Source organism: Ruegeria sp. BHSA162 (genome assembly GCF_059613385.1).
In genome coordinates this window covers 40440-60420 of sequence record NZ_JBXWSK010000006.1, presented here as the reverse complement: position 1 = coordinate 60420, position 19981 = coordinate 40440, and the positions used below count along the sequence as shown (strand labels likewise).

The 19981-nt window shown below is 61.1% G+C and carries 23 protein-coding genes and 1 other RNA gene; 9 read left to right on the top strand and 15 right to left on the bottom strand.

The window, feature by feature from the left end:
- Positions 1-55: 55 nt before the first annotated feature.
- Positions 56-1834: an SLC13 family permease gene (locus tag AC2FM5_RS03750; protein ID WP_496733998.1), complete on the bottom strand. Its 1779-nt coding sequence runs from the start codon at positions 1832-1834 to the stop codon at positions 56-58.
- Between the two features lie 90 nt (positions 1835-1924).
- Positions 1925-2737 carry a TIGR00282 family metallophosphoesterase gene (locus tag AC2FM5_RS03745; RefSeq protein WP_496733996.1) on the bottom strand — a complete coding sequence of 271 codons (813 nt, stop codon included), beginning with the start codon at positions 2735-2737 and terminating at the stop codon, positions 1925-1927.
- A gap of 129 nt (positions 2738-2866) precedes the next feature.
- Here AC2FM5_RS03745 and AC2FM5_RS03740 point away from each other — a divergent pair, with 129 nt between their 5' ends.
- Complete coding sequence (locus AC2FM5_RS03740; protein WP_496733994.1) at positions 2867-3097, top strand: putative hemolysin; 231 nt, start codon at positions 2867-2869, stop codon at positions 3095-3097.
- Positions 3098-3100: 3 nt separating this feature from the next.
- On the opposite strand, the gene AC2FM5_RS03735 is transcribed toward AC2FM5_RS03740, so the two are convergent.
- Together AC2FM5_RS03735 and mgtE are read right to left on the bottom strand one after the other, a co-directional pair.
- Positions 3101-3658, bottom strand: coding sequence for a 5-formyltetrahydrofolate cyclo-ligase (locus AC2FM5_RS03735; protein ID WP_496733992.1), 558 nt, complete (start codon positions 3656-3658; stop codon positions 3101-3103).
- Positions 3655-5049 carry a magnesium transporter gene (gene mgtE, locus AC2FM5_RS03730; RefSeq protein ID WP_170357218.1) on the bottom strand — a complete coding sequence of 465 codons (1395 nt, stop codon included), beginning with the start codon at positions 5047-5049 and terminating at the stop codon, positions 3655-3657. Before mgtE ends, AC2FM5_RS03735 begins: the two co-directional genes overlap by 4 nt.
- A gap of 138 nt (positions 5050-5187) precedes the next feature.
- Between mgtE and guaD the strand changes: the two genes are divergently transcribed.
- Entirely contained in the window at positions 5188-6477 is a 1290-nt protein-coding gene (gene guaD, locus AC2FM5_RS03725) for a guanine deaminase (RefSeq protein ID WP_170440699.1), read from the top strand.
- Positions 6478-6484: 7 nt separating this feature from the next.
- On the opposite strand, the gene AC2FM5_RS03720 is transcribed toward guaD, so the two are convergent.
- The 3 genes from AC2FM5_RS03720 to AC2FM5_RS03710 form a co-directional block, all read right to left on the bottom strand.
- Positions 6485-7819 (bottom strand): 8-oxoguanine deaminase, encoded by a 1335-nt coding sequence (locus tag AC2FM5_RS03720; RefSeq protein ID WP_496733989.1) that lies wholly within the window; start codon positions 7817-7819, stop codon positions 6485-6487.
- A 113-nt stretch (positions 7820-7932) separates the two neighbouring features.
- Complete coding sequence (gene hisN / locus AC2FM5_RS03715) at positions 7933-8724, bottom strand: histidinol-phosphatase (protein ID WP_496733987.1); 792 nt, start codon at positions 8722-8724, stop codon at positions 7933-7935.
- A 44-nt stretch (positions 8725-8768) separates the two neighbouring features.
- Complete coding sequence (locus AC2FM5_RS03710; protein ID WP_093964756.1) at positions 8769-9140, bottom strand: helix-turn-helix domain-containing protein; 372 nt, start codon at positions 9138-9140, stop codon at positions 8769-8771.
- Positions 9141-9441: 301 nt separating this feature from the next.
- On the opposite strand from AC2FM5_RS03710, the gene AC2FM5_RS03705 reads away from it, so the two are divergent.
- Entirely contained in the window at positions 9442-10398 is a 957-nt protein-coding gene (locus AC2FM5_RS03705; protein WP_496733984.1) for an NADPH:quinone oxidoreductase family protein, read from the top strand.
- A gap of 5 nt (positions 10399-10403) precedes the next feature.
- On the opposite strand, the gene AC2FM5_RS03700 is transcribed toward AC2FM5_RS03705, so the two are convergent.
- Complete coding sequence (locus tag AC2FM5_RS03700) at positions 10404-11285, bottom strand: LysR family transcriptional regulator (RefSeq protein WP_093965049.1); 882 nt, start codon at positions 11283-11285, stop codon at positions 10404-10406.
- Between the two features lie 196 nt (positions 11286-11481).
- Between AC2FM5_RS03700 and AC2FM5_RS03695 the strand changes: the two genes are divergently transcribed.
- Positions 11482-11628: a DUF1127 domain-containing protein gene (locus AC2FM5_RS03695; RefSeq protein ID WP_496733981.1), complete on the top strand. Its 147-nt coding sequence runs from the start codon at positions 11482-11484 to the stop codon at positions 11626-11628.
- A 173-nt stretch (positions 11629-11801) separates the two neighbouring features.
- Positions 11802-12539 carry a Bax inhibitor-1/YccA family protein gene (locus AC2FM5_RS03690; RefSeq protein WP_170340154.1) on the top strand — a complete coding sequence of 246 codons (738 nt, stop codon included), beginning with the start codon at positions 11802-11804 and terminating at the stop codon, positions 12537-12539.
- A 139-nt stretch (positions 12540-12678) separates the two neighbouring features.
- On the opposite strand, the gene AC2FM5_RS03685 is transcribed toward AC2FM5_RS03690, so the two are convergent.
- Together AC2FM5_RS03685 and rpmG are read right to left on the bottom strand one after the other, a co-directional pair.
- A complete protein-coding gene (locus tag AC2FM5_RS03685) occupies positions 12679-13185 on the bottom strand; it encodes a lipoprotein (RefSeq protein WP_170340151.1) in 507 nt (168 codons plus the stop codon).
- A 219-nt stretch (positions 13186-13404) separates the two neighbouring features.
- The gene (gene rpmG / locus AC2FM5_RS03680; RefSeq protein ID WP_007799108.1) at positions 13405-13572 is read right to left on the bottom strand and encodes a 50S ribosomal protein L33; all 168 of its coding nucleotides are present in this window, start codon (positions 13570-13572) and stop codon (positions 13405-13407) included.
- A 292-nt stretch (positions 13573-13864) separates the two neighbouring features.
- On the opposite strand from rpmG, the gene AC2FM5_RS03675 reads away from it, so the two are divergent.
- The 3 genes from AC2FM5_RS03675 (at position 13865) to AC2FM5_RS03665 (ending at position 15751) form a co-directional block, all read left to right on the top strand.
- Positions 13865-14500: a DUF1326 domain-containing protein gene (locus AC2FM5_RS03675; protein WP_496733978.1), complete on the top strand. Its 636-nt coding sequence runs from the start codon at positions 13865-13867 to the stop codon at positions 14498-14500.
- Entirely contained in the window at positions 14481-15341 is an 861-nt protein-coding gene (locus AC2FM5_RS03670; protein WP_496733976.1) for a DUF2182 domain-containing protein, read from the top strand. The genes AC2FM5_RS03675 and AC2FM5_RS03670 overlap by 20 nt, the downstream gene beginning before the upstream one ends.
- Positions 15342-15418: 77 nt before the next feature.
- Entirely contained in the window at positions 15419-15751 is a 333-nt protein-coding gene (locus tag AC2FM5_RS03665) for a GYD domain-containing protein (RefSeq protein WP_170390952.1), read from the top strand.
- A 7-nt stretch (positions 15752-15758) separates the two neighbouring features.
- Here the strand turns inward: AC2FM5_RS03665 and rnpB are convergent.
- The 5 genes from rnpB to gatC form a co-directional block, all read right to left on the bottom strand.
- Positions 15759-16174: RNase P RNA component class A (rnpB, locus tag AC2FM5_RS03660), an RNA gene on the bottom strand.
- A 12-nt stretch (positions 16175-16186) separates the two neighbouring features.
- Positions 16187-16909, bottom strand: coding sequence for an N-acetylmuramoyl-L-alanine amidase (locus tag AC2FM5_RS03655; RefSeq protein WP_496733973.1), 723 nt, complete (start codon positions 16907-16909; stop codon positions 16187-16189).
- Positions 16893-17591, bottom strand: coding sequence for a hypothetical protein (locus tag AC2FM5_RS03650; protein ID WP_093964748.1), 699 nt, complete (start codon positions 17589-17591; stop codon positions 16893-16895). Before AC2FM5_RS03650 ends, AC2FM5_RS03655 begins: the two co-directional genes overlap by 17 nt.
- Before the next feature lie 40 nt (positions 17592-17631).
- Positions 17632-19119, bottom strand: coding sequence for an Asp-tRNA(Asn)/Glu-tRNA(Gln) amidotransferase subunit GatA (gene gatA, locus AC2FM5_RS03645; protein WP_496733970.1), 1488 nt, complete (start codon positions 19117-19119; stop codon positions 17632-17634).
- Between the two features lie 3 nt (positions 19120-19122).
- Positions 19123-19410: an Asp-tRNA(Asn)/Glu-tRNA(Gln) amidotransferase subunit GatC gene (gatC, locus tag AC2FM5_RS03640; RefSeq protein ID WP_005981734.1), complete on the bottom strand. Its 288-nt coding sequence runs from the start codon at positions 19408-19410 to the stop codon at positions 19123-19125.
- Between the two features lie 226 nt (positions 19411-19636).
- On the opposite strand from gatC, the gene AC2FM5_RS03635 reads away from it, so the two are divergent.
- Positions 19637-19798, top strand: coding sequence for a hypothetical protein (locus AC2FM5_RS03635; protein WP_170340142.1), 162 nt, complete (start codon positions 19637-19639; stop codon positions 19796-19798).
- Positions 19799-19981 lie beyond the last annotated feature (183 nt).

The following is a 19981-nucleotide window of genomic DNA, read 5'->3' as shown; positions in this document are numbered from 1 at the left end:
CATCAGCGCGATTTACAAGGTTTTTCAGTTCCAAGCGGCAAATTCGTGCCGGAGATCAAAGCGGCCAGAGGAAGGGGATGATCAGCGAAGCCAGCAATCCAACCGTCAGGTTCAGCGGAATCCCGACCTTCATGAAGTCCGTGAACCGGTACCCGCCGGGGCCGTAGACCATCATGTTGGTCTGATACCCGATCGGCGTTGCAAACGAGGCCGAAGCCGCGACCATCACCGCAACCACCAGCGGCCGCGGATCCACCCCCACAGCCTGCGCCAGACCGATGGCGATCGGCGTCACGACAACCGCCACCGCGTTGTTCGAGACCAGTTCCGTCAGCACAGAGGTCAGCAGATAGATCGCCCAGACGATGAGGAACGGCGGCAGGTTGGCAAAGGACGGTGCAATCGCGTTGGCGATCAGGGTAACCGCACCCGAGCTGTCCAGCGCAGCCCCGATCGCCAGCATGGCAAAGATCAGCGCTAGCAGACGGCCTTCGACAAAGGAAAACGCCTCGTCCGCGTCGATGCATCGCGTCAGCAGCACAACCGCAACCGCCAGAATCGACAGCAGGAAAATCGGCGCCACGCCGAGCGCCGCCAACACCACGATCCCAATCAGCGCAGCAATCGCGATCGGAGCATGACCGCGCCGGAAGGCGCGGGCCGATGGCTGGGTGACGTCGACCATGTCCATGTCGGCAGCCAGTTTGCTGATATCGGCCGGCGAGCCTTCAAGCAGCAGCGTATCACCAACCCGGACGACCAGATCGTCAAGTTGCCCCCCGATATTCTGATTTCGTCGGTGCACGGCCAAGACGTAAACCCCATAGCGACGACGCAGCCGCAACGCACCCAATGTGCGCCCGACCATGCGACAACCGGGGGTGATCAGAACCTCAACCGTACGTGTTTCGACCGCCGAAACTTGATCAACGCGCTTGAGTTCCTTGTTGCTTTGCAGGCTCAGCAGCTCGGTCATTTCCGTGCGCAACACCACGCGGTCACCGACCTTCAGTTCGACCCCTTTCAGGTTCCGCCGCAATGACTCGTCGCCGCGGATCACGTCGATGAGCCGCACACCCGGACGTTTGAACAGCTGCACGCCGGTCACTTCACGGCCAATCAGGTTGCTGTCGGGCGGAATGACCGCCTCGGTGAAGAATTTCATCTTCGACCGATCGCTGAGCATGGTTGCCATGCTGTCACGTTCAGGCAGAAGGCGCGGCGCGATGAAGCGCAGGTAAATCATGCCGTAAATGACAAGAATGATGCCCAACGGCGTGACCTCGAAAATCGTGAAGGCCGGCAGGCCCTGTGCCCTTGCCACACCATCGACCAACAGGTTCGTCGAGGTTCCGATCAGGGTCAGCGTCCCGCCGAGAATCGCAGCGTAGCTGAGCGGGATCAGCAGCTTCGACCCTGAAATATTCAGCGTGCGGGCAATCTGGATGAACACCGGGATCATCACGACGACGACGGGCGTGTTCGACACGACCGCCGAGGCCAGGACGACAAATGCCATCAGCAAACCGATGGCAATGCGCGGGTTGACCTGCGCCTGTTTCTGCGCCGTCGCTGTAAAGGCGTGCAGGGCACCGGTCCGGACGAGGGCGCCCATGATGATGAACATCGCCGCGATGGTCCAGGGCGCCGGGTTCGACAGAACCGCCAGTGCGCTTTGGTAGGGAAGCACGCCGGTGACCAGCATCACCGAAACGCCGCCTATGGCAACGACCTCGGTCGGATAGACCTCGCGCATGAACATGATGAACATGCCCGCAACAACCGCCAGCGCAAGTATCGCGCTGCCCATATCTGACAATTGAAGGAGTTGCATTCGTGGTGTTCTGTCCGAAACCTGTCCCGGCCCAAGCGCCTGTGGATCAGTTTCACGTATTGCAGGCCGCAGAGCAAGCCTGACGTGCGTTCACGGTGCTGCCTGCTGCAGGCGCCCGCCAACCCGGACCATGCTGATCGTCTTGGCTTGCCCGTCACGGTCATCAGTTTCTACGAAAACGCCGCTTAGCGTCGCTTCGCCATTGGCCGGGGTGAACCGAGCCTTGGGCATCCCTGTGATGAAGCGGCGCATCGGCTCCTGCTTGTCCATTCCGATCACCGAGTCATAGTCGCCGCACATGCCCGCATCGGTCAGGTAAGCGGTGCCGCCGGGCAGGATCTGGGCATCGGCGGTCGGAACATGGGTATGGGTTCCCACGACAAGGCTGGCGCGTCCGTCGCAGTAGTGGCCCATGGCCATCTTCTCCGAAGTCGCCTCGCAATGCATGTCCACGATGATGGCATGCGCCTGACCGCCCCGCGGGTGAGACTTCAGGATCGGTTCCACCGCCGAGAACGGATCGTCGAACGGCCGTTTCATGAACACCTGTCCCAGCACCTGAACCACCAACACCTTGCGTCCGCCCGGCGCGGTGAACAGTCGATGTCCGCGACCGGGAGCACCCTTGGCGAAATTAACAGGGCGCACGATCCGGGGTTCGCGTTCGACGAATTGCAGCATGTCTTTCTGGTCGAAAGCGTGGTCGCCCAACGTCAGACAATCTGCGCCTGACTCCAACAGCAGCTTGGCATGATCGCCGGTCAACCCCATGCCGTTCGAGGCATTCTCGCCGTTGACCACCACGAAATCCAGCCGCCACTCGTCGCGCAGACGGGGCAGATGCTGTTGAACGGCGGCGCGGCCCGCGCGCCCCATCACGTCACCCAGGAACAAGATTCTCATATCGCGGTCCTAGGCCCTGCAAACGGCAATAACAAGGCGGAACGATGCAATTCGCGGGCCGCATGCGGGTTGAATTCCGGTGGAAACCTGCAATTCTGGCGCAACCGGTTTTTTCACTCGGAGATTTCGATGAAACGCATAGTCCTGACCGCAACTGTCTCTCTCGCTATATCGGGCAGCTTTGCTCACGCGACGACCAAGACCACAATGGCAAATCCGGCCGCGACCTTCTGCATCGAAAACGGCGGCGAATATCATATCCGCAAAAACACCGATGGATCGGAATACGGCGTGTGCATCCTTGAGGATGGAACCGAGGTTGATGCCTGGGACTATCTGCGGAGCCACTTTGAGAACTGACGCCTAAAACGTCAGGACCCTGGTCTCGGTAACGATCATGTCCAGCGGCTGGTCCGTCGGTTCCAGCGGCAGGGATTCGGCCTGTTGCGCGTCGAAGGCGAAACCGATGGCCAATGTGGGACGTTTGGCGCGCAGCCCTTCAAGCGTGCGGTCATAAAACCCGCCCCCATAGCCCAATCGCCCGCCTTGCGGATCGAATGCCACAAGGGGCACGATCAGGATTTCAGGGTCAAAATAGTCGTCCGTCTCGGGCACCTTGGCGCCAAATGGACCATCTTTCAGCGGCCCTTCGGGTGTCCAGCGCGAAAACCGCAGAGGCCGTCCGGCGCCTTGGATGACCGGAACACCCACGGGACCATAGGCTGCGGCCTCGGCCATCGCGGGCAGAGGGTCGATTTCGGTGCGGATCGGCATGTAGCCAGTCAGCGGAACCCCACGAAATCCGGCCAGCACCTCGGACAGGCGGCCCGCGGCGGCCGGCGGCCCCGCGTCAAAGGCCGCTTTGCGTCGGGCAAAGGCAGCCTTGCGCGCTGCGGCCTTGATTTCGGTCAGATCGGTCACAGCAGCACCACGCTTGCAAGCCCTAGAAAGATGAAGAACCCCATCACATCCGTCGTCGTCGTAACGAAGGTTCCCGAGGCCAATGCCGGGTCTACACCCAGGCGATCCAGCACCACCGGTACTACCGTACCCGCGAACCCGGCGATGATCATGTTCACGACCAAGGCGGAACCGATCACGACACCCAGCAGCGGGGATTCAAACCACATCATCCCCACCGTCCCCAGAACGATGGCGAAACACAGCCCATTCAACATGCCCACCAGCAATTCTCGGCGGATGACTCGCGCCACGTTCGAGCCCGTCAGGTCGCGGGTCGCCAACGCCCGTACGGCAACGGTCAGCGACTGTGTTCCGGCGTTGCCACCCATCGAGGCAACGATGGGCATCAGAATTGCCAGCGCCACGATCTGCTCGATTGCCGCCTCGAACTGTGAAATCACCAGCGAGGCACAAATGGCGGTACACAGGTTGACCGTCAGCCAGGGCAAACGACGACGACTGGTTGCTGCAACACTGTCTGAAATCGAGCTGTCATCACTGACACCTGCCAGTCGCAGCATGTCTTCCTCGATTTCTTCATCCAGAACGGCCATCGCGTCGTCAATCGTGATGACCCCGACCAGCCGTTTGTCACTGTCCACCACCGGCGCGGAAATCAGGTGGTATTGGTTGAAAGCATAGGCAACGTCTTCTTCATCCTGATCGACCGGGATGATGTGGAACTCGTCCTCGGCGATGTCCTGCAACTTGGTATCGCGCCGCGCGGCCATCAACTTGCCCAACATGACTTGCGCCACCGGCTTCAGCCGCGGATCGACCAGAACAACGTGATAAAACTGCTCGGGCAGATCATCCTGCGAGCGCATGTAGTCGATTGCCTGCCCCACCGTCCAATGATCGGGAGCCATGACCACTTCGCGCTGCATCAGTCGGCCTGCCGAGTTCTCGGGATAGGCCAGCGCCTGCAGGGCCGCGATCCGTTCCGAGGCCTCAAGGGCCTCCAGCACCGCTTCCTGCTGCGGCTCCTCCAGATCCTCCAGAAGGTCCACGACATCGTCGCTTTCCATCTCTCGTACGGCCTCGGCCAGAACGTCGGGCCGCAGAACTCCAATGACCTCTTCGCGGACGGATTCGTCCAGTTCAGACAGAATGTCCCCGTCGAATTCCCGGTCATACAGGCGGATCAGCCGCGCCCGGTCGTAGGGGTTGATCTGTTCCAGAAGGTCGGCAATATCGGCCGCGTGCAGCGGCTCCATCAGCTCGATCAGCTTCTCGCGATCCTCGACATCCACGGCGTAAAGGATTGCGGCCACCGTTCGCCGGTCCAGCGCATAGACGTCATCATCGCGGGAGGGGTCGGTTCTGTTGTCTTCGGTGCCGGTCGTCATGCGCTGCCCCTTGTTCTGGGAATTGGCCCCTAAATAGAAGAAGCTGCTACCGGAAAACAATGACAATGGTGCGATTTACCCGCATCTTTCACATGCCTATGCTGCAAGCCGGATTCACCAAGGCGGAGATCACGGCGGATGGCGCAAAAGACGCTTCTGACAGGGCGCGTACTGAGTTTCGAACACTCCCCCTTCGAAACGCAACCGGATCAGGCGGTCCGGCTGCACGAAGCCGTTCTGATCGAGGGCGGGAAAATCCGGGAGTTGGGAAGTACCGCTGATTTGCAAACCGCGCACCCCGAGGCGGCCATTCATCACCATGGCGAAAACCTGATCCTGGCTGGTTTCATCGACCCCCATGTCCACTACCCCCAGACGGCGATGATCGCGAGTTGGGGCAAACGGCTGATTGATTGGCTGAACACCTACACTTTTCCAGAAGAGATGAAGTTCGGTGATGCAGACTACGCTGCCGAGATTTCGAACCGATATCTTGACCTGACCGCCGCACACGGCACCACGACCATGTGCAGTTTCTGCACCATTCATCCCGAAAGCGTCGATGCCTTTTTCACGGCCGCCCAGCAGCGCGGTCAGCGTGTCGTGGCCGGGAAGACCTGCATGGACCGCAACGCGCCCGAAGGTCTTCGGGACACGGCCCAAACAGCCTATGACCAGTCGAAGGCTCTGATCGGAAAATGGCAAGGTGTCGACCGGATTTCCTATGCGATCACGCCGCGGTTTTCCCCGACCTCGACCCCCGAACAACTTGAGGCGATGGGTGCGCTGTGGGCAGAACACCCAGATTGCCTCATGCAGACGCATCTCAGCGAGCAGACGGACGAAATCGAATGGGTTCGGTCGCTGTTCCCCGAGGCGCGCGACTACTTGGACACCTATGAAAAATTCGGACTGCTCGGCGCGAACGGCCTCTATGGTCACGTGATCCATCTGGAACCGCGCGAGCGAGACCGCCTGCGTGAGGTCGATGCGTCGCTGATCCATTGCCCCACCTCGAACACTTTCATCGGTTCGGGTCTGTTCGATTTGCACGGGCTGATGCGGGATGGCCATCGTATCGGCCTGGCAACCGACACCGGCGGCGGGTCCAGCTTTTCCATGTTGCGGACCATGGCGGCCGCCTATGAAATCGGCCAATTGCGCGGACATCCGCTGCACCCGGCGCAACTGCTGTGGCTGGGCACCGCAGGCTCGGCCCGGTCGCTGCGGATGGACGACCGCATCGGCAATATCGCCCCCGGAATGGAGGCGGACCTGATCGTGCTCGACCTCGCCTCGACCCCCGCGATTGCCCAGCGAGAGGCCAATGCCGAGTCCCTTTGGGAGGCGGTGTTCCCGACAATAATGATGGGAGATGACCGCGCCATCGCCGATGTGTGGATCGGCGGACGGCGCGTTTCGACCTGAAGGCAGATCAGCCCTGCAATGCGAGGGCCAACCTGTTCTGCCGTTCGATCGCGCGCGGCAGGTCGAATGTGGCAATGTTGCCGTCCCGGACGACCTGTCGCCCCTCGACAAACAGGTGTTTGACGTGCACCGGACCTGCCAGCAGCAAGGCGGCCGGGTCCCAACTGCCCGCGCATTCCACACCCCTTGTGTCCCAAACAGCGATATCCGCGCGTTTGCCCGGCATCAGGCGGCCGCAGTCCGGCCGGTTCAGCACGTCCGCCCCACCCCGCGTCGCGATTTCCAGAGCTTCGCGCGCCGACATGGCATCGGCACCGTTCGCCACACGTTGCAGTAGCATCGCCTGCCGCGCCTCGGCCATCAGGTTGCCGCTGTCGTTGCTTGCGGAACCGTCAACGCCCAAGCCAACCCTTACCCCGTTGTCACGCATCGCGCGCACCGGCGCGATCCCCGAGCCCAAACGGCAATTCGAACAGGGACAGTGCGCCACCCCGGTGCGTGACCGTGAGAACAGGTCTATCTCTGCCCCGTCCAGCTTCACGCAATGGGCGTGCCAGACATCGGGGCCGGTCCAGCCAAGTTCCTCGGCATACTGGCCGGGTCGACAGCCGAACTGGGACTCTGAATACAGGATATCCTCGTCGTTTTCCGCCAGATGGGTGTGCAGCATGACCCCCTTGTCCCGTGCCAGCAGTGCGGCGTTGCGCATCAGATCCCGACTGACCGAGAAGGGCGAACAGGGCGCAAGTCCAACCCTGCACATTGAGCCTTCGGACGGGTCATGGAACGCATCGACCACACGGATCATGTCATTCAGGATATCGGCCTCGGCCTCGACCAACGTATCGGGCGGCAGACCGCCGTCGCTTTCGCCGATGCTCATCGCGCCGCGGGTCGGATGGAACCGCAGCCCCACCTCTGCAGCGGCCGCGATCGTGTCATCCAAGCGTGACCCATTCGGATACAGGTACAGATGGTCGGAACTGAGCGTGCAGCCCGACAAGGCCAACTCGGCCAGACCGATCTGAGCCGAAGTGAACATCTCGTCGGGACCGAACCGCGCCCAGATTGGATAGAGCGTCTGCAGCCAGCCAAAGAGCAGCGCATCCTGGCCCGCCGGAACAGCTCGGGTAAGTGTCTGGTAGAGATGGTGGTGGGTATTGACCAATCCCGGCGTCACGACACAGCCGCTGAGGTCATGCACCTCTCCGTCGGTGGTCAAACCTTGGCCGATGCGGGCAATTTGCCCGTCACGGATCAGCAAATCGGCGCTGGCCAATTCTTGCCGGTTGTCGTCCATGGTTAGGATCGCTTCGGCGTTTCTAAGAAGGATTTCGGGCATCTCGCACTCCTGCATCTGCCCGCCTCATGCCAGAAATGCGTGTGCCGGTGGAAAACGGGCGCAAGAACCGACGCTCTGACCCTAGTCAATCGCGGTCGCAGCGGCAACCGTCGTCAGAAGTCGCGCAGAATCTCGAGGGCCGCGGCGTGGATCTCAGGGTTCGCAGCCGCCAGTGCCCGCCCCCCCTGATGGGCAGGCCCGCCCTGCCAGTCGGTCACGACGCCACCGGCCGCCTCGATCACCGCGATCGGGGCCTGAATGTCATACGCGTTCAGTCCAGCCTCGATCACCAGGTCGACCTGCCCGGCCGCCAGCAGCGCGTATGCGTAGCAGTCCATGCCGTAGCGTGTCAGTTGCACCTGTCCGGCCACGGCGCGAAAGGCGTCTCCTTCGGCTGTCGTGCCAACTTCGGGGAATGTCGTGAACAGAATTGCGTCCCGCAAGGCATCCGTCCGACGGGTCGCCAAGCTGGTTCTGCCCAGAGGACCGGCCATGAACGCACCGTCTGCATGACCCACAAACCGTTCGCCGATATAGGGTTGGTCAATCACCCCCATGATCGGCCCGCTATCGTCGCCTAGCGCGATCAGAACGCCCCATGTCGGTGTGCCGCTGACAAAACCGCGGGTGCCGTCGATCGGGTCCAACACCCAGGTTCGCCCCGATTTGCCTTCGACCGCACCGTACTCCTCGCCCAAGATGCCGTCGTCGGGGCGCAACTCGGCCAGAACGGATCGCATGGCCTGCTCGGCTTCGCGATCGGCCACGGTCACAGGGTCATACCCGCCTTGCAGCTTGTTTGAGGTTTCAAGATTCGACTGGCGAAAATACGGCAAAATGGCCGCACGCGCCGCGTCGGCCATTTTCTCGGCAACTTCAAGGTCACTTGCAGAGGCTTTGGTCATGCGCCACTGGTGCGCTCAGCCCTGTGCGAAGTCAAGCCCCGGTCTCAGGCCACGTCGCTGAGAACGCGCGCAAGCTCAAACAGGCGCCGGCGCTGGTTTTCCGGGATCGCGTAGTAGGACCGAACCAGATCCAACGCTTCCTTGTCGCCCATCAGATCAGCAGGAACCGATTTCTTGCCCGAGTCTTCCTTTTGGGCGTCCTCCAGACCTTCAAAGAAAAAGCTGACCGGAACGTCCAGAGCTTCAGCAATGTCCCACAGGCGTGAGGCGCTGATGCGGTTGGCCCCGGTTTCGTATTTCTGGATCTGCTGGAATTTGATACCGACCTGCTGTGCCAGCTGCTGCTGCGTCATGCCAATCAACCAGCGGCGATGCCGTACGCGCTTGCCCACATGGACATCGACGTGATGGGTCATTGGTATTCTCCTCTGTTACACACAACCGCCCGGGAAAACGCTAACTGAACCATGACCGCACACTAGCGAGACGCTTGTAAAGAACTCTCTAATACGGAACGTGCCCCCCGAAACAGCACTGACAAGCAATATTGCCGCTTTTTGGAAAATTTTCAAGATGGTTGAATCTGCGCGCCTGAAGGAAGGTTTACGGTTGTGCACGATTTGGCCTGTGCGACAAAGACGCCCCGGCCATTCCCTTCCGGAATGATTGACAAGTCAGGGGCGGCCCCGATCAATGGCACCAACATGGAGATTTGAGATGCTGGCCTACCAGATCCAGTCTGCCGGAGAGCAGGCCAAATTGCACGAGTTACCCGTTCCCGCACCCGCCGAAGACCAGATCCGCGTGGCCATTCGCGCCTGCGGGCTGAACTTTGCCGATCTTCTGATGCAGAAGGGCACGTACCAGGATACGCCAGCGGCCCCTTTCACATTGGGGCTTGAGGTTGCGGGGGTCGTAGACGCGATCGGCGCAGGGGTCAGCCATCTGAAACCCGGAGACCGGGTCGCGGTTTACTCAGGCCAGGGTGGATTGGCGCAATACGGGGTTTTTGACGCCGACCGAGCCGTACTCATCCCCCAGTCGTGCAGCTTTGAAGACGCGGCGGCCATCCAGATCGCCTACGGAACCAGCCATATGGCGCTGGACCATCGGGCGCGGCTGCAGACGGGCGAGACCCTCTTGGTGACCGGTGCCGCCGGCGGGGTCGGGCTGACGGCGGTCGAGATTGGCAAGCTTATGGGCGCGACGGTGATCGCACAGGCCCGGGGCGCCGATAAACTGGCGGTCGCCCGCGCGGCCGGGGCCGATCACCTGATCGACGCGGACGAAGATCTGCGCGAGCGCGTGCTGGCATTGGGCGGCGCAGACGTTGTCTATGACGCCATCGGTGGCGATGTATTCAAGGCTGCCTTCCGGGCGACCAATCCCGAAGGCCGCCTGCTGCCGATAGGTTTTGCCGGCGGCGAAGTCCCGCAGATACCGGCCAATCACTTGCTGGTGAAGAACCTGACCGTGATCGGGTTCTACATCGGTGGCTATCTGAGGTTCCGGCCCGAGGTCGTTCGCACCAGCTTTGAGACCCTCTTCGCCTGGCATGCCGAGGGACGCATCCGGCCCCATATCAGCCATACCCTGCCGTTGTCCGAAGTGGCGCAGGGCATGGCTCTGCTCAAGGAACGAAAGTCGACCGGGAAAGTCGTCATCACGATCTGACCGGATCAGCCCACCACGGCGCGCAGCGGTGTTCCGCCAAGCATGTGGAAGTTCTGCCGCACCAGCGCGGCGAGGGCCTCAACCACTTCGCCGCGCCCCTGATCGCCTCCGTAAAGGTTGATCATATGCGCCGGCAATTCGGGCAGAACCCCACCTGAATCGATCTTCTCCAGATGTGCCGCCTCGGTCCCCTCAAGCATGGCGTGGACGGCGAGGTCCGCGCTGACGGTTGCCTCGATCGTGCGGTCGTTCTCGGTTTCGACCGACAGCTCCCATGGAATGCCTGCTGCATCCAAGGCGGCAATGACCTGAGGCCGGAAAAGGCAGCGCCGACCCAGCGCCAAAGGAAGCGGCCGGCGCCGCCAAGCCGAGCCTCCTGACGCGCCGATCCAGCGCAGAGGCAGCTCTGCAATGGTTTCACCGCCATCCGAATTCGCAGCCTCGGTCGTCAGAATAACATCGCATTCGCCACGCCGAAACATCTCTTTCAACTGGATGGAATAAGACGAAACCAACTGCACGCGCACGCGCGGGAAGTCGGCATTGAACCGCTGCAGAACCCGTGGAATAGCCGGGTAGACGATATCGTGCGGCACCCCGAGCACCACCTCGCCTTCAAAGGCCTGATCGGTCAGCTTCGAGATGACCTCATCATTCAACGCCACCATTCGCCGGGCATATGCCAACAGCTGTTCGCCAGAGGCCGTCAACGCGATGGTGCGCCCAGACCGGTCCAGCAATTCCAAGCCCAACAGCTCTTCCAGACGCTTCAGCTGCATGGACACAGCCGACTGTGTCAGATGCAGGAAACCAGCGGCGCGCGTTACGCCCCCGTGGTCCGCGACCGCCACGAATGAGCGCAGGGTGGTGATGTCCAAGTTCCGCATCATCAACAATCCTTATGGATGAATTCAAAAACATTCATTTTTAAAATATGCCACAACCCGCCATATAGTTCAAGGAAGTTGATGCGAAAACATCTTTACATCACCAACCGATGAAAGGACCTAAGTTATGACCCAAATTGCAGCACACCGACCCTGTGCCTCGGCATCGATCAGAACGGGCAATTGGTTTCAGCGTATGCTTGCGGCAGCTCATCAACGGCGGGAGCTGGCCCGGCTGGATGACCGCGCCCTGCAAGACATCGGGATCACCCGATCAGAGGCCCTGACAGAAGCATCCCGCCCGTTCTGGGACGCGCCTGAAACCTGGCGCAAGCGGCCCTGAATGCGCAGCCTGCAACGGATTTCAGCGCCACCTTCCAAAGCGGCGCTGAAATTGTTGACCATATTGCTGAGTTTTGGCCCCAAAACCCTTGAAACATGCGCTACACTCTCCGATATTTGCAGGGAAATCGCCCCGCAACCGGGGGCTGAAAGCTGAATCCAAGGGAGACCTCTATGGCACAATTCGATACGATCCGGACGGCGACTGGCGCGCGCGCTGCCGAGATTGACGAGGGCCTGCGCGCCCACATGAACAAGGTCTACGGCACGATGTCCGTGGGCATGCTGATCACCTTTGCGGTTGCATGGGCCGTCGGCACCAGCCCGCAGCTGCTGTCGGTATTCCGCGATCCGGTGACCCTCAGCCCGAACATTCTGGGCTGGATCGTCATGTTCGCCCCGCTGATCATGGTGTTTGCCTTCGGCGCGGCCATCAACCGCCTCAGCGCAGCTGGCGCCCAATTGTTCTTCTACGCCTTCGCGGCGGTGATGGGCCTGTCGCTCAGCTGGATCTTCGTGGCCTTCACCGGCATTTCGATCGCCCAGGTCTTTCTGGTGACCTCGATCGCCTTCGCCGGTTTGTCGCTGTACGGTTACGTCACCAAGAAGGACCTGTCCGGTATGGGCACCTTCCTGATGATGGGTGTGATCGGCCTGATTGTGGCCATGGTCATCAACCTGTTCCTGCAATCGCCAGCCATCATGTTCGCCGTCTCGATCCTGGGCGTTCTGATCTTTGCGGGCCTCACCGCTTATGACACCCAGAAGATCAAGACCACCTACATCCAGATGGCCCATGCGGGCGATCAGGAGTGGCTGGGCAAGGCCGCCATCATGGGTGCGCTGAACCTGTACCTGGACTTCATCAACATGTTCATGTTCCTGCTGCAGCTGCTCGGCAATCGCGAGTAAGGCTGCCGGAACACCAAATCAAAGGGCGGGCCCGAAAGGCCCGCCCTTTTTTGTTCCGGCGTCAGCAAAGCCAGCCCAAAGAAAAAGGCCCCAGCCAAATGGCAAGGGCCTTACATCATTGTAATCGCAACGGATCCGATCAGCTGCAGTTCAGCGGAACCGCGAAACCCGAGCTGCGCGACGACCCGCCCTTGCGGTATACGTCGCCGGCAGGCAGACAGCCGGTAAAGCGCTCGGTCTGGCTGCCGAACGCGGCCCCAACCGAGTTGTCCACCTTGGTGCTGTTGTTTTCGGTGCGCAACACGCCGAACAGGGTTCCGTTCACGCTCACCGTGCTCAGGAACATGGTGCTGCTGCTGCCGGTCAACTGTACGGCCGTGGTGTCGGACCGTCCGCCATTGTCGATGGCAACGCCCGCGACCTTGTCGAATTCTGTCTTGTCAGTGCTGGCCTGAATGGTCGGCAATTCAGCCAACTCAGCTGGGACGTTCGTCGCAGGCGGAACAAAGGCAACGGCGCCTTTGACGTCCGAAACGGTTCTTGGTTCGCCATCAATGCCGGTGAACCCGACGCCTTGGCGGTTGAACGGGTCCTCACAGGCCGAAAGTGTCAGAATGGCGATTGCGGGCAACAAGATTTTTTTCATGGCGCTCAACATTTTGTGGCGGTTTGCTGAACCGTACTGGCAGGCGGGGCAAAAAAGCAAGCCAACACCAATCAGAATACCTGTCGGCCTGATGCGCCTCTGCAACGGCCCGAAACGGCCGGATCGGGCGGCGTCAGGGCTACACGACACGGTCAAAACAACGAAAAAGGGTCCTGCCGAAGCAGAACCCCCTAAGCTTTCGCGTCGAAAAAAGGCAGATTACTTGATCTTGCCTTCCTTGTACTCGACATGCTTCCGAACGACCGGGTCGTACTTACGAACGGTCATTTTCTCGGTCATGGTGCGAGCGTTCTTTTTGGTCACGTAGAAGTGGCCCGTGCCCGCGGTCGAGTTCAGACGGATCTTGATTGTCGTCGGCTTCGCCATGGTTATCTCCTGCGTCCGGAAAGGCAGGGGCCTTTCGGTTGAATTCCTATGAGCGTGCGCTTTTACCCGGTCGCGCGCCCGAGTCAACCGGAATCGGCGGTGTTTCAACACAAATCACAGTATCCGACACACAGTGGATCAGCGCCCGGTTTGGACAGATCACGGTTTCGTGATATGATCGCGTCACAGCATCCCAGAACGCCGCGGTCCAAGGTTGTGCGGCGTGAGGCAGCGAAACCGGGCAAGACCCTCTGTCAGCAGAGTTTTCTTGTACGTCTGCTTGGGGGAAATCATGACAGAATGGAGACTTCAGGGCGAGACTCTGGCCAATTGCAACTGTGATTTCGGTTGCCCCTGCCAGTTCAGCAGCCTGCCCAGTCACGGGAATTGCGAGGCCGTGGTCGTCTTTGACATCACAAGCGGCCACTACGGGGACACGGATCTTTCCGGCCTGCGGGCTGCGGGTGTCTACCACTGGCCAGGCCCGATTCACGAGGGCAACGGGCAGATGCAACTGATCATCGACGAACGGGCGGACGCCGATCAGCGGGCCGCCCTGCAGGCCATCATGTCCGGTGAGGACACCGATGAAATGGCCACCATGTGGTATGTCTACAGCGCCATGGCGCCGACCAAGCATGAGACACTGTTTGCTGAAATCGACGTGAACTGGAGCCGCGAAGACCGGACCGGCTACACGAAGGTCAAGAACGTGTTCGATGTGGACGTCAAGCCGATCGCCCATATCGTCTCGGGCCAACCGCATCGCGCGTCGATCCAGTTGCCACATGGCTTCGAATACCGCCACGCCGAGGTCGCCTCGGGAACGGCCAGGACAAGCGGTTCAGCCATAGACCTGACCTTCGAGTCCTCACATGCCCATCTGGCGCATTTAAATATCTCAGGTCATGGCGTTGTCGGGCCATAGTGCAGACGCGTCGGAACAGGCCCGCCCTGCCCGAACGATCAGCCTCGAGCGAGTACTGCGAAAAGAACGTCTGATCGTCGCTGGAAGTGTCCTTCTGATCGTTTCGGGTGCGGTCTGGTACACGGTCGCCGGTGTCGGGATGCAGATGTCGGCCGTCGAGATGACTCGGATGGCCGGTCCAATTGGCCAGCCCATGCCGATGGGGGCCGATGCCGTCTGGACGCTTTGGTACGCCGCATTGGTCTTTGCCATGTGGTGGGTGATGATGGTCGCAATGATGACGCCCAGCGCGGCCCCGACTGCCCTATTGTTTGTGGCGTTGAAACGGGTTGGACCCGACAGGCAGCGCAGCGCCAGCTTCGGATTGGCCTTTCTGTCGGGGTATCTTTTTGCCTGGGCCGTGTTCAGCCTTGGGGCAACCGGACTGCAATGGGGCCTGCAACAGATCGGAGCGATGGATGGCCCGATGATGACCATCCGGTCCGGAATCCTGGCGGGCATCGTTCTCTGTGCTGCCGGGATGTATCAGTTCAGCGGGTTGAAATCCGCGTGCCTCCGCCATTGTCAGAGCCCGGCTGCCTTTCTGACCCGCTACAACCGGCCCGGGCATTGGGGTGCGTTTCGATGCGGCGCCCTGCACGGAGCCTACTGCTTGGGCTGCTGCTGGGCCTTGATGGCACTGCTGTTCGTCGGCGGCATCATGAACATTTGGTGGATCGTCGCAATCGCCGTCTATGTCGCGCTGGAAAAGCTGTCGCCCCGGGCGGGATGGCTGACGCCGGTCGCCGGTGTCGTTTTGATCGGATTGGGAGCCTGGGTGTTGATCACCGCATTGGTTTGATGCGGCAAGCCTGTCTTCCGGGCCAAGGAGCCGGCCAATTGGAGCGCTCTGCACATTTCGTTCACGAGGAGATCGTCATGCCTGTCTTCATCACCTATGCCTCTTATTCCAACGCCGGTGTCAAAGGGATGCTGAAGAAACCGGAAAACCGCACCGGGCCGGTGTCGGCGCTGCTGGAGAAGGTTGGCGGCAAACTGCTGGCCTTCTACGTGACGACCGGAAGCAATGACGTGGTGGTCATCAGCGAAGCTCCGGACGGAACGGATGCCGTGGCAGTCGGTATGGCCGTTGCGGCTTCGGGGGCGGTTTCGCGGGTCGAGACGGTTCGGGCCTGGTCGGCCGACGAATTTGTTGCCATCACCGAGAAAGCCGCGAAACTGGTCGCGGCCTACACGCCGCCCGGAGGATGAAGAAAATACGCGCGGAGGGCCTGTAAGCCGGATCCTGTTCCGGGGTTGCCCCCTTCGATGACCATTCCTCTAGGCCGAGCATTGCTGCGCGGCTCGAGCTGCCAACCCGGTCCCTCTCGGCCAAGGCGAGCCTAGCGGCGGTATCGGCTGACGCCGACCGGCCCGCGCGGGGACCCTATTCGGCATTGCTCCCGGTGGGGCTTGCCGTGCCGCCGCTGTTGCCAGCGGCGCGGTGGGCTCTTACTCCACCGTTTCACCCTTGCCATGATGTGCCAGAGGCGAACCTCCGATCCGTCATGGCGGTCTGTTTTCTGTGGCGCTTTCCGTCGGGTTTCCCCGCCCGGGCGTTACCCGGCACCGTTGCCTTGTGGAGTCCGGACTTTCCTCTCGGGCCTGAGCCCCAGCGGCCATCCGGCCCTCCGCGCGGTTGTCGGGTTAAACGTCCACCCGAATACCGTCAAGGTGTTCCATCAAACCAGCCAGTCGTTCGATGTCGCCCATATCCTTCTTGGACAGGGGCCCGCGCCGCCACGGGGCAAACCGGCTTCGGAACGCTTTCAGCAGATCCGCAGCAGGGGCTTTGGGGTACCCGGCCCTCTTGGCAACCAATGCAAAGTATTGGTCGTCTGGCGGCAATTCATCAAGGCATATACCCTTCAGAACGGCCGGCCCCGCTGCCATTTTTTGTTGCGCGAGACGATCCCAATCAAACTTGGGACCGGGATCAAGCTTTCGCTCGGGGGCCATGTCCGAATGGGCGATAACGTTCCAGGGCTTGATCCCCAACCGCTCTTGCAGATGTGAAAGCAGGTTTTCCAATACCGCCATCTGCGGTTCGGAGAAAGGATGATCGCCGCGATTGTCGAGTTCGATCCCGATGGAGCGGGAATTGATGTCGCTGAACCCCCGCCACGCACCTGCACCGGCGTGCCAGGCGCGATCTTCCTCACGGACCATCTGCCAGAGCGTTCCGTCGCAGCCGATCAGATAGTGAGCCGACACCTCGGAGTCCGGGTCGCACAAACGCTCGAGTGCGGCTTGAGCGCTGTTCATCGCGGTGTAGTGAAGCACCACCAGCGACGGCTTCAACCCATCCCGGCGGGGGCCGAAATTGGGAGATGGGTGCCAGATCGGCGAGAGTTCAGTTGCCGACGGCACTGCGGAACGGGCTGGGGTCCCAGCCGCAGGCAAATCCGTCGCCATCCGGGTCCAGGCCCTTGCGGTCGCGCTGGGGGCCTCCATTGGCCAGGAAATCGATCTGAGCCTGGTCGGGCGATGCGTAGCCTGCGCAGTTGCGCTGTGCCTTGGCCTGCAAATTGAACCCAGCTCGGCTGTAGAGCTGTGTTCCAACTGGATTGGTCGTAGTCAGAGCATATTGGACGATATTGGGCTGTCCGTCCGACCCGCGCTGAGGAACCGCCGTCGGCGCGACAACCTCGTATGTCTGACGGTTCTGCTGAATCAGCGCGGCATCATCCTGGATGCTGCGGCTGCTTGAAACCGCTGCGAAATCCTGCTCGTTCGAAATGCCGTTTGAGCTTACGGCCACCGGTGCAGTCGGCTGCGCCGATGTGCTCGCCAATGCCGCCGCGGTCTGGTTGGCAATGTCCGTGGCGCTATCGCCCGTCGTGAAGGGGGCAGGACCGGCTTCGGCATTCAACTGCTCCTGCGAAATGGCCGGGGGCGGCAGCAGCGGGTTGCCTGCTGCGCCCTGCCCGGCCAGCTGCGCCTCGCGTTCGGCCTGATACTGCGGCGTATTGAAGCCGGAGTCCGTGACTGGTGCCACGGTATCGCAAGCCGCGACGAACCCGAAGGCCGGAATGAGAAGCATTTTGCGCATGGAACTGCTCCGTCCTCGCGTTGTTACCGCTGCCTGAGGGTTACCACCATTTGCCCGGCTTGGCCACAAACCCGGCGGCATTCTCAAGCGCGTAGGCGGTATTCAGAAGGTCACCTTCTTCCCACGGACGACCGATCAGCTGCAGCCCCAGCGGCAAGCCCTGCCCGTCAAGACCGGCGGGAACCGAGATACCCGGAAGACCCGCGAGGTTGACGGTCACGGTGAACACGTCGTTCAGATACATCTGCACCGGGTCAGCCTCGGTCATTTCGCCCAGACCGAACGCCGCCGAAGGTGTCGCCGGGGTCAGGATCGCATCGACGCCTGCGGCAAAGACATCCTCGAAGTCTTTCTTGATCAGGGTCCGCACCTTGCGCGCGCGGTTGTAATAGGCGTCATAGAAACCGGCCGACAGAACGTATGTGCCGACCATGACGCGGCGCTGCACCTCGTGGCCAAAACCTTCGGCGCGGGTCTTTTCATACATCTCGGTGATGCCGTCGCCCTGCGCCGGCTGCGCACGGCGGCCATAGCGCACGCCGTCATAGCGCGCCAGGTTCGACGACGCCTCGGCCGGCGCGATCACGTAATAGGCGGGCAGCGCGTATTTGGTGTGCGGCAGCGAGATGTCGACGATCTCGGCCCCCGCATCACGCAGCATTTCGGCCCCATCGGCCCAGAGCTTTTCGATCTCGGCGGGCATGCCATCCATCCGGTATTCCTTTGGAATGCCGATTTTCTTGCCCTTGATGTCTCCGGTCAGCATGGCCTCAAAATTCGGAACAGCCAATTCTGCGCTGGTCGAGTCCTTCGGGTCGTGCCCGCACATCGCCTCAAGCATGATGGCCGCATCGCGCACGTTCTTGGTCATCGGCCCGGCCTGATCCAGCGAGGACGCAAAGGCCACGATGCCCCAGCGCGAGCAACGGCCATAGGTCGGCTTGATGCCGGTGATTCCGGTAAAGGCGGCGGGCTGCCGGATCGAGCCACCGGTGTCGGTTCCGGTCGCTGCCAGGCACAGATCGGCTGCGACGGCAGACGCCGAACCACCCGAGGAACCGCCCGGGGTCAGCTGCGCGTCATCATTGCCGCGCCGCCAAGGGTTCACCGCATTGCCATAGACCGAGGTTTCGTTGGACGAACCCATGGCAAACTCGTCCATGTTCAGCTTGCCCAGCATCACCGCGCCCGCATCGGCCAGTTGCTGCGAGACGGTGGATTCGTATTCGGGCTTGAACCCGTCCAGAATCTTGGACGCAGCTTGCGAGGGCACGCCCTTGGTGCAGAACAGATCCTTGATGCCGATCGGCAGGCCACACATGGCGGGCGCGTCCCCGGCCTTGAGGCGCTCATCGGCGGCCTTGGCGCGCTCCAGCGCGATTTCCGGGGTCTTATGCACGAAAGCGTTCAGTACATCGGCTGCGTCGATCGCCTTCAGGCAGGCCTCGGTCAGCTCGACCGAGGTCACATCTCCGTTGCGCAGGGCGTTGCGGGCCTCGGCAAGGCTCAGTTTGTTCAGATCGGACATGTCTTACTCCACCACCTTGGGAACCGCGAAAAAGCCCTCGCGCGCGTCGGGAGCGTTGGACAGGATCTTGTCCTGCATGTTCCCGTCGGTCACCACGTCCTCGCGGCGCTTGAGCCGCATCGGCGTCACCGAGACCATCGGCTCGACCCCTTCGACGTCAACTTCGTTCAGCTGTTCGATGAACCCCAGGATCGTATTGAATTCCGAGGCCAGCGCGGGCAACGCGTCATCCTCGACCTTGATCCGGGCCAGTTTGGCCACCTTGGCGGCGGTGCTTTGGTCAATCGACATGGGAAACCTCATATGCGTTACAGGGGCATTTACCCGTCTGATGCAGCAGTCGCAAGACCACTGAGCCACAGCGATTTGTCCAAAGTCCACGCGGTTGCCGCAAACCAAACAATTTTGAATACCCGCTATGCAAAAAAGTAAACGAATTAGTTCACTTTGACGATTGAAGCCGACGCAAAAAGTTACTTTATGTACTGAACGAAACAGTTCAGTCCGGAGAATAATCATGAAACGCATGTTGATTGCTGTGTCCGTTGTTCTGACAACCGCTGCCGCGCCGGCGCTCGCGCTGGGGGTTCCCATGGGCGACCTGACACCGACGCTGACCTTCCCCGATCAGCACCCCTCGGACCAGGTGAGCCAGGAGAAATCTTCGCTCCGCAACTAACCCTACCGCTTCCCTGTTGGATCGGGCCGGTTCTCCCCCCTTTTTCCGCCCCGATCCTGCACCTGCCCTCGTGGCGCCGCCGGCCCTGAATGGGTCGGCGCTTTTTTGTTGAAGCACGGTGCTCTATCGTTCATTCACTCAAGAGTTTCAGGTCAGCATGACCGAATGTCCCGAGGTGCCGTT